The 9,974-nt window shown below is 71.8% G+C and carries 9 protein-coding genes and 1 pseudogene; 2 read left to right on the forward strand and 8 right to left on the reverse strand.

The genetic code is table 11. The annotated features are described in order from the left end of the window. Positions 1 to 347 precede the first annotated feature (347 nt). Positions 348 to 662 (forward strand): hypothetical protein, encoded by a 315-nt coding sequence (locus tag ABZ956_RS30280; RefSeq protein WP_361900648.1) that lies wholly within the window; start codon positions 348 to 350, stop codon positions 660 to 662. 43 nt (positions 663 to 705) lie between these two features. Here the strand turns inward: ABZ956_RS30280 and ABZ956_RS30285 are convergent, their stop codons facing one another. The 6 genes from ABZ956_RS30285 to ABZ956_RS30310 form a co-directional block, all read right to left on the reverse strand. After that, complete coding sequence (locus ABZ956_RS30285) at positions 706 to 1,896, reverse strand: alcohol dehydrogenase catalytic domain-containing protein (protein WP_361900651.1); 1,191 nt, start codon at positions 1,894 to 1,896, stop codon at positions 706 to 708. 45 nt (positions 1,897 to 1,941) lie between these two features. Further along, positions 1,942 to 3,684 (reverse strand): enoyl-CoA hydratase-related protein, encoded by a 1,743-nt coding sequence (locus ABZ956_RS30290; protein ID WP_361900672.1) that lies wholly within the window; start codon positions 3,682 to 3,684, stop codon positions 1,942 to 1,944. A 148-nt stretch (positions 3,685 to 3,832) separates the two neighbouring features. After that, entirely contained in the window at positions 3,833 to 4,564 is a 732-nt protein-coding gene (locus tag ABZ956_RS30295) for an HAD family hydrolase (RefSeq protein WP_361900654.1), read from the reverse strand. Between the two features lie 7 nt (positions 4,565 to 4,571). After that, entirely contained in the window at positions 4,572 to 5,537 is a 966-nt protein-coding gene (locus ABZ956_RS30300; RefSeq protein ID WP_361900657.1) for a TIGR03557 family F420-dependent LLM class oxidoreductase, read from the reverse strand. Between the two features lie 126 nt (positions 5,538 to 5,663). After that, on the reverse strand, positions 5,664 to 6,890 hold the full coding sequence (locus tag ABZ956_RS30305) for a S8 family peptidase (RefSeq protein ID WP_361900660.1): 1,227 nt from the start codon (positions 6,888 to 6,890) through the stop codon (positions 5,664 to 5,666). Positions 6,891 to 7,392: 502 nt separating this feature from the next. Further along, positions 7,393 to 8,451 carry a helix-turn-helix domain-containing protein gene (locus tag ABZ956_RS30310; protein WP_361900663.1) on the reverse strand — a complete coding sequence of 353 codons (1,059 nt, stop codon included), beginning with the start codon at positions 8,449 to 8,451 and terminating at the stop codon, positions 7,393 to 7,395. Positions 8,452 to 8,534: 83 nt separating this feature from the next. Here ABZ956_RS30310 and ABZ956_RS30315 point away from each other — a divergent pair, with 83 nt between their 5' ends. Then, the gene (locus ABZ956_RS30315) at positions 8,535 to 9,131 is read left to right on the forward strand and encodes a cysteine hydrolase family protein (protein ID WP_361900666.1); all 597 of its coding nucleotides are present in this window, start codon (positions 8,535 to 8,537) and stop codon (positions 9,129 to 9,131) included. A gap of 24 nt (positions 9,132 to 9,155) precedes the next feature. On the opposite strand, the gene ABZ956_RS30320 is transcribed toward ABZ956_RS30315, so the two are convergent. Together ABZ956_RS30320 and ABZ956_RS30325 are read right to left on the reverse strand one after the other, a co-directional pair. Further along, a complete protein-coding gene (locus ABZ956_RS30320) occupies positions 9,156 to 9,698 on the reverse strand; it encodes a DUF1707 and FHA domain-containing protein (RefSeq protein ID WP_361900669.1) in 543 nt (180 codons plus the stop codon). Positions 9,699 to 9,872: 174 nt separating this feature from the next. After that, positions 9,873 to 9,974 (reverse strand): annotated as a pseudogene (locus ABZ956_RS30325) (lytic transglycosylase); the annotation flags it as partial.

The raw sequence follows: 9,974 nt of genomic DNA on the forward strand, positions 1-9,974 counted from the left end.
GTGGCCGTCATTGGCGCAAAAAGAGCGCCGCGTCTCGATCGACGGCGCCGTGCGACCCCGTAATTGTTAGCGGCAGCGAAAACCCCTGGCAATCACCTGACCTACTACCCCACCCCGTAAAACACCCCCATTACCCGCCGATCACCCCACCGAATACACCCCGCCTCTTACTAAAGAAAGGGGAAGGTGATCCGGGCCCTATGGGCGGCCTCACACGCCGCACCCCTCGATCTCACCCTGCGTAGCCATGCGCATGCGCGTGTCGTGCGGCGATGAGCGTCGTTGTCCGTATTCGGGGCGGCACGTCCGATCGCGCCCCGTATAGCCGTCGAGATCAAGGAGCTGTGATGCGCCTGTTCCGCACCGTGGTGGCCACCTTCGGAGGACTTGTCCTCTCCGCATCGCTGACCACCGGTTCGGCAGTGGCCGCGGACGACCAGTTCGTCTGGACCGGCCCCAAGGGAAAGCACTACTCGGTCCAGAACCCGCCGGACCACAAGTGCCTGGACATGGGACAGGAGGCGAGCGGCCCGCAGAACTTCACGAAGAAGCCGCTCACCGTCTACTCGGGCAAGAAGTGCAAGGGCACGGCGACGCGCCTGGAGCCGGGGAAGAAGGCGGACAGGGGTCTGCGGTTCGCGAGCGTGATCTTCAACCGGTAGCACCCGCGGCAGGACCCGTAGGGGGACTCACGGTCACGGGCCGCTACGGGCGGAAGAGCACCTTCAGCGCACCGTCCGCCTTCTTCTGGAACAGCTCGTAGCCGCTGGGCGCCTGGTCGAGCGGCAGGTGGTGGGTCGCGAAGGTGTCGACGCCGAGCGGGTCGTCGTCCGTGAGCAGCGGGAGGATGTCGTCCGCCCAGCGGCGGACGTTGGCCTGGCCCATGCGGATCTGCAGCTGCTTGTCGAAGAGGGTGAGCATGGGCATGGGGTCGGTCATGCCGCCGTAGACGCCGCTGATGGAGAGGGTGCCGCCCCTGCGCACCAGGGCGATGGCCAGGTGGAGGGCGCTCATGCGGTCCACGCCGGCCCGTTGCATGAGCTTCTCCGCCCACCGGGGCGGCATCAGCCCGGCGGCCTGCTGGGCCAGGCGGCCGGCGGGGCTGCCGTGGGCCTCGGTGCCCACGGCGTCGATGACGGCGTCGGGGCCGCGGCCGTCGGTGACGTCGCCCACGGCCGCCAGCAGCTCCTTCTCCTGGTCGAAGGCGTCGAGGTCGAAGGTCTCGACGCCTTCGCCGTGGACGCGGCCCAGCCGGTCAGGCACATGGTCGATGCCGATCACCTGGGCTGCGCCCAGGTGGCGGGCGATCCTGCAGGCCATCGTGCCGATGGGGCCCAGGCCGAGGACGGCCACGCTGCTGCCGGGGCGGACGCCGGCGTACCGGACGGCCTGCCAGGCGGTGGGCAGGACGTCGGAGAGGTAGACGAAGCGGTCGTCGGCCGGTCCCCGCGGCACCTTGATCGGGCCGTAGTGGGCCTGGGGCACGCGGAGGTATTCGGCCTGGGCGCCGGGCACGGCCCCGTAGAGCTTGGTGTAGCCGAAGAGCCGCGCGCCCGTGCCGTGCTCGCGGACCTGGGTGGTCTCGCACTGGGTCTGGAGGCCCTCCGCGCACATGGCGCAGCTGCCGCAGGCGATCTGGAAGGGGACCACGACCCGGTCGCCGGGCGAGAGGCCGGGCACCTGGGAGCCGGTCTCCTCGACGATGCCGATGGGTTCGTGGCCGAGGATGTCGCCGGGCGTCATGAACGGGGTGAGCACCTCGTACAGGTGCAGGTCCGAGCCGCACAGTCCGCTGGAGGTGACGCGGATGATCGCGTCGGTGGGTTCCTGGATCACGGGGTCGGGGACGTTCTCGACCCGGACGTCGCGCTTGCCGTGCCAGACGGTGGCTCGCATCGCCGATCGCCTCCCTGTGGGCGGGGGTCCGGGGCAGCCCGAGCCTCAAATCTGGCATACCGGTTCATCGGCAGCAATGCGGGCGTTCGGCTGGGGCAGCCGGGACAGCTCCTCGTAGCGCGCCGCCGTGTCGGCGGCCGGTTGCTTGTGGACGAACGCCGAGCGCAGCGCGTGGTAGGGGGCGTCGGGGGCGAAGAACGCGGCGTGCATCCGCCGCAGCTCGTGGGCGCGGTAGGCCTCCAGGGGCCTGGCCGACTCGTCCCGGTCCCGGGCGGCCTTCTTCGCCCCGATCCGCACGCTCAGGTCGCCCTCGTCGGCGAGTTCCACCGCCATCCGGGTGACGGCGGGAGCGAACTCCTGGGGGGAGGCGGCGACGACCCGGTCCACGAGGCCGAGTTCGCGGGCGCGTACGGCGCCCACCGGCGCGGCTTCGGCCATCAGCGAGTGTGCGGCGTCGGCGCCCACGCGCCGGGGCAGGGTGTAGGTCCAGTACTCGGAGCCGTAGAGCCCCAGCAGCCGGTAGTGCGGGTTGAGCACGGCTCCGGACCGGCACCACACCTCGTCGGCGGCCAGCGCCAGCATCACGCCGCCCCCGGCCGCGTTGCCGGGCACGGCCGCCACCACGAGCCGGTCGGTGGTGGCCAGGACGGCGGCGATCAGGTCGTTCATGGCGTTGACGGTGGCCCAGGACTCCTGGGCGGGGTCGGCCGCCGCCTCGATGACGTTCAGGTGGATGCCGTTCGAGAAGATGTCGCGCTCGCTGCCCAGCACGATGACGGACGTCGGCCGGGAGCGGGCGTAGCGCCAGGCGGCGAGCAGCCGGCGGCACTGGATGGTGCTCATCGCCCCGCCGGGGAAGCGGAACCGTACGAAGCCCACGTCCCCCTCTTCGGCGTAGCGGATGTCGCTCCAGGTCCGGCGGTGTTCCGGCAGCTCGAGCGGGGCGGGGAGGTGCGGGACGTCCGGCAGCCGGTCGCCCAGTGCCAGCGTGGCGGGCAGCTTGACGGCGGCCGAGCCGTCGTGGGTGCGCCGGCGGCGGAGTTCGGGGATCCACACGGCGCCGTCCGCCGTCGCCCGGCAGATGCCGCCCGCTCTGGTCGCGAGGATCCGGCCCGGTGTGCCGCGCAGTCGGTCCTCCGCGTACCCGCCGTACAGAAACCATTCTTCGCCGAGCAGTTCGTCGCGTACCCCCGGCTGGGAATCGGCGGCGCGCAGCGTCCGCAGGACGGAGTCGGTGCCTTGGGCCGCCCAGTCGACGCGGCGCTCGTCCTGGGTCAGGTACGGGCGCGCCGGGACCGGCGGCGCGGGGTGCGGGAGGGGAGGCCGGGCCCCGGAGGCGAAGCGTTCCACGGCGGTCAGCACGGCCTTCATGGCGGCGTCGGCGACTTCGCCCCGGCACAGATCGCTCTTGCCGACGCCGGGCGGTACGGCGAAGCCTTCGGCGGCCCAGAGGGGTCCGGCGGTCGCCTCCTCGCCCAGCTGAAATACCGTCACTCCCCAGTGCCGCTCGCCTTCCTGCAGGGCGCGGTCGAGGGAGGAGGGGCCGCGGTCGCCGGGCGGGCCGGGGTGTACCACCAGACAGGTGTGGCGCGTGTGGACGTCCCGGGGAATCGTCGCGCCGGACACCGTCGAGACGATCAGCTGTGGTTCGTGCCGGTCCACCGCGTCGCGCAGGGCTTCGGCGTCGTCCACCGGGGCGAGGGCGACGGTGTGCCCGTAGGCACGCAGTTCGGTGAAGGCGCGCTGGGTGAGGCTGGTGAACGCGCTGGCGATGAGCAGGATGCGCACGGCGACCTCCGGGTGGGGACAACGGGGCGCGGCCCGCTCCGGGCCGTCCTGACCGATCGTCACCCGCGCGGGCCGTCCTGCCGTGCGACACCGCCCGAAGTCCCCGCGTGATTGGGCTGCGCGGGCGAACGCGGGGACCCGGCCGCGGTCAGCGGGGTCCGCGGAGGGTGCTCTCCATACGGCCGAACGGGCTGTCGTCGAGGTCCGCGAGCAGGGCGGCGGGGTCGCGGTAGACGGCGACCGCGCCCGCCTGCTCCAGCTCGGCCCGGCCGATGCCGCCGGAGAGCAGCGCGACGCAGTCGACGCCGGCCTTGCGGGCCGCTTCGACGTCCCAGACCGTGTCCCCGACGAAGAGCGCCCGGCCGGGCGGGACGCCGGCCTGCTCCAGCGCCTGCCGCACGGGGTCGGGGGCGGGCTTGCTGGAGGCGACGTCATCGGCGCTGGTGGCGTCGTGGATGGCGTCGTCGGCGTCGATCGCCTTGCGCAGGGCCGCGAGCTCCGCGCCCTGCGCGGAGGTCGCCAGGACGACGGTCCAGCCGCGGCCGGCGAGGGCGCGCAGCAGCTCGCCCGCGCCGTCCAGGACCGCCAGACGGTCGAACCATGTGGCGTAGACCGCGGTGTGGGCCGCGCTGATGGACTCGTCCTGGTCCCGGTCGCGGTCGTCGGCGAGCAGCCGGTCCATCAGGCGGTGCGAGCCCATGCCGACCGTGTGGTGGATGTCGGTCATGGCCACCCGGTGGCCGGCCTGGTGGAACGCCTCCCACCAGGTGACGGCGTGCAGGTAGTTGGTGTCGACCAGGGTGCCGTCCACGTCGAAGACGGCCGCGAGCCGGGCCGGGGCGGGGGGCGCGCCGGAGGCGGGGTGGTCCTGCGGTGTCATCGCCGCCTCAGAGCTCGCGCAGCGCCGGGAGGAGTTCGTCGGCGGCCCACTTGACGTAGGGCTCCTGGTGGTCGCCGCCGACCTGGACCAGGGCGACCTCGGTGAAGCCCGCGTCGGTGTACGCCCGTACGGCGTCGACGAAGTCGTCCACCTTGGCGCCGCACGGGATGGCCTCGGCGATCTCGTCCTTGGTGACGGAGCGGGTGGCGGAGGCGAAGGCGCCGTCGTGGGGCAGTTCGGAGTTGACCGGCCAGCCCAGTCCGGACCAGCGGAACTGGTCGTGGGCCCGGTCGATCGCCGCGTCGCGGTCGGGGTCGTAGCAGACCGGCAGCTGGCCGACGCGGGGCTTGCCGGCGCCGCCGTGGCGGTCGAAGCTCTCCAGGAGCGTGTGCTCGGGTTCGGTGGCGATGACGAGGTCGGCCAGGTGACCGGCGAGCCGGCAGGACAGCTCGCCGGAGACGGCGATGCCGATGGGCGGGGGCTGCTCGGGCAGGTCCCACAGCTTGGCATGCTCGACGTCGTAGTGGGCACCGTGATGGGTGAGGGTGTGCCCCTCGAAGAGGGCCCGGATGATGCCCACGGCCTCCTCGAGCTTCTCGAGCCGCACGTCGGCGGAGGGCCAGCCGCCGCCGACGACGTGCTCGTTGAGGTTCTCGCCCGAGCCGAGCCCGAGGCGGAACCGCCCCTCGGACAGCAACTGCACGGTGGCGGCCTGCTGGGCGACCACGGCCGGGTGGTAGCGCGTGGTCGGGCAGGTCACGTAGGTCATGAGCGGGATCCGGGTCGTGGCCTGCGCGGCGGCGCCCAGGAGTGCCCACGCGTTGGGCGAATGCCCCTGCGAGGCCAGCCACGGGAAGTAGTGGTCGGAGGTGACGGAGAAGTCGAACCCCGCCTTCTCCGCCTGGACCACATGCCCGACGAGATCGCGGGGACCGGCTTGCTCGGTCATCATCGTGTAGCCGATTTGCACCATAACGTCCGGGTTCCCCGCTGTGCAGCGGAGAAACCCATCCTGCCCCGGACCCCTCACATGCACGACCGGCCGTCACTCCGGTGAGGGGAGTGACGGCCGGCCGGGAGCAGCATGTGGCCGATTCGGTTACGGGACGACCTTCAGCAGCTTGTTGGGGGTTCCGGCGCCGGGGCTGGTGACCTTGTCCGCCGTGGCACCCTGCGTCAGCGCCTTCTCGACCTGGTCCGGGGTGGCGTCCTTGTGACCGCCGAGGTAGATCGCGGCGGCACCCGCGACGTGCGGCGTGGCCATGGACGTACCGGAGATGGTCTTGGTGCCGGAGTCGCTGTCGTTCCAGTCGGAGGTGATGTCCGAGCCCGGGGCGTAGAGGTCGACGACGCTGCCGTAGTTCGAGAAGTCCGACTGCTGGTCGGTCTTGGTGGTGGACGCGACGGTGATCGCCTCCTTCACCCGCGACGGGGAGCCCTTGCCGGCGTCGGTGGACTCGTTGCCCGCCGCGACGGCGAAGGTGACGCCCGAGGCGATGGCCTTCTGCACGGCCGCGTCGAGCGCCTCGTCCACGCCGCCACCGAGGCTCATGTTGGCGACCGAGGGGCCCTTGTGGTTCTTGGTGACCCAGTCGATCCCGGCGACGACCTGCTCGGTGGAGCCCTGACCCTCGTTGTTCAGCACGCGGACGGCCACGATCTTGGCCTTCTTGGCCACGCCGTGGGCCGCGCCGGCGATGGTGCCCGCCACGTGCGTGCCGTGGCCGTTGCCGTCCTCGGCCTTGTCGTTGTTGTCGACCGCGTTGAAGCCGTACGCCGCGCGACCGCCGAAGTCCTTGTGGCTGATGCGCACTCCGGTGTCGATGACGTAGGCGGTGACGCCCTCGCCCGCGCCGTCCGGGTAGGTGTACTTGCCGTCGCCCTTGGCCTCGGTCTGGTCGATCCGGTCCAGCCCCCAGGAGGGTGGGGCCTCCTGGCTGGCGTTGATGGTGAAGCGGTGGTTCTGCACGACCTTGGCGACGGCCGGGTCCGCGGCCAGGCGCTTGGCCTCGTTCCGGTCGAGGCCGCTGGCGGAGAAGCCGTGGACGGCGGAGGTGTACGTGCGGTTCACCTTGCCGCCGTACCGCTCGGCCAGGTCCTTGCCCTGGTCGGCGGCGGAGCGGACGCCCGCGCCGCTCTTGCCGTCCTTCAGCATGACGATGTAGCTGCCGTCGATGGCGTCCTTGGACTCGGTGCCGTAGACGGTTCCTTCGGCGGGTGCGGCGCCGGCGGGCAGGGTGAACAGGGTGGCTCCGGCGGTGACGGCGGTCGCGGCGGATATCGCAAGTACGAGCCGTCGCTTGCCGGTGCGCTTGTGGGCTGCCATGACGAGGGTTCCTCCTCGGGCGGTTGTGGGGGGGTATCGCGCGCTGTCGCAACAGCGCACCCGGAGCAGAGGAAGATCCGCTTCCGGGGTGTTCGAAACCCTGTCAGTCTTGACGCGCTCAGATCAACCCCCGCCCGAAGGTGTGACATACGCAACGTCCTTCCGTAACTGCAAACCCCGCTGAACGACGGCAAATTGGACGGCCCCGACTGACAACCACTGTCACGTTTTACTCCGCCTTCACGTCAACTCCCTTGGTTGGCATGGCAGTTACCAACCGACTACACCTGGCCGGAATCCGACGCCCCAGCAGCGGAGGGGAGTTGCTTCGCGCCTTTCCTTCAGCACACGCCGATACGGGGGACGCCCGGCGGCGCCCCGTTCGGCAGCCCGGACGACGGCGGCCGTGCAGGCCGGATCTCCCCGGAGAAATCGAAAAGGACCAGCCAAAGGACCAGCCAATCGGCGAGCACCGGCGTGCCACCGCCCGACCGGTCGACCGTCAGCCCTGCCCCCTCGCCGAGAAGGCGGCGCGGTAGTCGCGGGGGCTGGTGGCGAGGCGGGCGGCGAAGTGCTGGCGCATGGTGACCTCGCTGCCGAAGCCCGTGCGGCGGGCGACCTCGGGCATGGGCAGGTCGGTGCGCTCGAGGTACTTCTGCGCGGCCGCCAGCCGCTGGTCGAGCAGCCAGCGGGCGGGGGTGGTGCCGGTGGTCGCGGTGAAGTGACGGGCGAACGAGCGCGGTGACATGCCCGCACGCGCCGCGAGAGCCGCGACCGGGAGGGGCTCGTGGAGGTGGCGCAGCGCGTATTCGCGTACGGAGGCGAGGGCGTCGGCGCCGCGGTCCTCCGGGGCGGTCGGCCGCTCGATGAACTGGGCCTGGGTTCCGGTGCGGAAGGGCGCGGTGACCATGGAGCGGGCGATGGTGGCGGCCGTCTCGGCGCCGTGCTGCCGGCGGACGAGGTGAAGGCAGAGGTCGATGCCGGCCGCGGTACCGGCGGACGTCCACAGGGCGCCGCGCGCGATGCCGCTCCCGGCATCGGCGCCGGGAGCGGCCGGGGTGTCGGGAGCGGCCGGGGTGTCGGGAGCGGCCGGGGTGTCGGCGGTCGCCTCGATGAACAGGGCGTCAGGAACGACGGTGACGCGCGGGTGCTGCCGCTGGAGGAGATCGGTGAGGCTCCAGTGGGTGATGGCGCGGCGCCCGTCGAGCAGCCCGGCCTCGGCGAGGACGAACGCCCCGGCGCACAGCGCCGCTACGGGGACGCCGCGCGCATGGGCGCGCCGCAGGGCGTCGAGCACCGCCGGCGGGGTCGGCACCTGGGGGTCCACGATGCCCGGGACGACGACGAGGTCGGCCCGGTCGAGCCAGGAGAGCGTACGGTCGGGGGCCAGGCTGAGCCCGCCCGGCATCGCGACGGGGCTCCGGTCGGCGGAGCAGCGGCGGAGCTCGAAGGCGGGTACGCCCCGGTCGGTGCGGTCCGCGCCCCACACCTCGGTGATGACGCTGACGTCGAAGGCCCGGATGTTGGGGAAGGCGAGCAGCGCCACGCGGTAGGCAGACATGGGCCGGAGTATGGCAGAAAGCCATCGATCCCCGGCAGTACTGCCACTTTCCGGGGTCCGGCGGCGACGGCAGGATCGTGGCCATGGACAAGCGAGAGCTGCACAGCAACACGGCACTGGTCGTCATCGACGTACAGAAGGGCTTCGACGAGGCGGAGTACTGGGGGCCGCGCGACAACCCCGACGCGGAAGAGAACATCGCGGCGCTGATCGACGCATGGCAGACCAGCGGACGCCCGGTGGTGTTCGTACGGCACGACTCACTGACGGCCGGGTCGCCCCTGCGCCCGGGGCAGGCCGGCAACGACCTCAAGGACTTCGTCGAGGAGAGGCGGGGCAAGGGCGCGGGCCCGGAGCTGTTCGTCACGAAGACGGTGAACTCCGCGTTCTACGGCACGCCGGATCTGCGGGAATGGTTCGACGCCGAGGGCATCCGGCAGTTCGTCGTGGCCGGCATCCAGACCAACATGTGCGCGGAGACGACGGCCCGTATGGGCGGCAACCTGGGGTACGAGGTGCTGTTCGCGCTGGACGCCACGCACACCTTCGACCTGACCGGGCCCTACGGGTGGCGGTTGAGCGCGGAGGAGCTGGCGCGGGCGACGGCGGTGACGCTGCAGGGCGGCGGGTTCGCCGAGGTGGTGACCACAGCGGAGCTGACCGCCGCCGCGAAGGGCTGAGCCCCGCGAAGAAGTTTCTCGCCGCTACGCGGACAGGCGGAAGTTGAGGTTGCCGAAGGCGACATGGTCGCCGGGGCGGACGGACACCGTGCCGGCGATGCGCAGGCCGTTGACGTAGGTGCCGTTGCGCGAGCCCAGGTCCGACAGACGCCAGTCCTGGCCCGTATGGCGCAGTTCGGCGTGCCGGCGGGAGACTGTGCCGTCGTCGAAGCGCAGGTCGGACAGCGGGGAACGGCCGATGCTCAGCGGCCCGGTACCGGGCTCGGGAAGGCGGAGGCCGGGGAGCCGGGCGGCGTGCCACGCCCCGCGCAGGCGGATGGGTACGGCCGACAGGGCAGCCACCGTGCGCAGCGCGAATCCCGACAGCCGCCCGTGAGTACGGAGGTCGGCGACGGCGACGTCGATCTCGGCGCGGCTGCGGGCCGTGAGGACGATGTGCATGCGCCGTACGAACGTGTCGTGCGAGAGCCGGCCGTCACCGGTACCGTTCCGCAGCACTTCGATGGCCCGGTCCCGTTCGGCCTCCGACGGCCGGGTCACGTTGGTGCGGAACTCAAGAGACGTCATGAGGGAATTGTCGGGCTGTCGGATCCGCCGTGTCCACACCTCACCTGCACCAACCGGCAATTCAGCCCCATGGCCGAGGAGCCCCGTGGCCCCCGGCCCGGTCCCGGTACGCCGAAGGGCGGCGGCACCCGGTGTGGGTGCCGCCGCCCTTCGGCGCTCTGAATGCCTGCTGGCTCAGTAAGCGGAGTTGACGTTGTCCATCGAGCCGTACTTGTCGGCAGCGTAGTTACAGGAAGCAACGATGTTGGCGACCGGGTCGTACGGGTCCCACGAGGT

Source organism: Streptomyces sp. NPDC046261 (assembly GCF_040646235.1).
Taxonomy (GTDB): Bacteria; Actinomycetota; Actinomycetes; order Streptomycetales; family Streptomycetaceae; genus Streptomyces.

Excerpts from the sequence above, each read along its gene's own strand:
- ABZ956_RS30320 (WP_361900669.1), bottom strand. The coding sequence starts at position 9,698 with ATGACGTCTCTTGAGTTCCGCACCAACGTGACCCGGCCGTCGGAGGCC.
- ABZ956_RS30280 (WP_361900648.1), top strand. The coding sequence starts at position 348 with ATGCGCCTGTTCCGCACCGTGGTGGCCACCTTCGGAGGACTTGTCCTC.
- ABZ956_RS30310 (WP_361900663.1), bottom strand. The coding sequence starts at position 8,451 with ATGTCTGCCTACCGCGTGGCGCTGCTCGCCTTCCCCAACATCCGGGCC.
- ABZ956_RS30300 (WP_361900657.1), bottom strand. The coding sequence starts at position 5,537 with ATGGTGCAAATCGGCTACACGATGATGACCGAGCAAGCCGGTCCCCGC.
- ABZ956_RS30295 (WP_361900654.1), bottom strand. The coding sequence starts at position 4,564 with ATGACACCGCAGGACCACCCCGCCTCCGGCGCGCCCCCCGCCCCGGCC.
- ABZ956_RS30315 (WP_361900666.1), top strand. The coding sequence starts at position 8,535 with ATGGACAAGCGAGAGCTGCACAGCAACACGGCACTGGTCGTCATCGAC.
- ABZ956_RS30285 (WP_361900651.1), bottom strand. The coding sequence starts at position 1,896 with ATGCGAGCCACCGTCTGGCACGGCAAGCGCGACGTCCGGGTCGAGAAC.
- ABZ956_RS30305 (WP_361900660.1), bottom strand. The coding sequence starts at position 6,890 with ATGGCAGCCCACAAGCGCACCGGCAAGCGACGGCTCGTACTTGCGATA.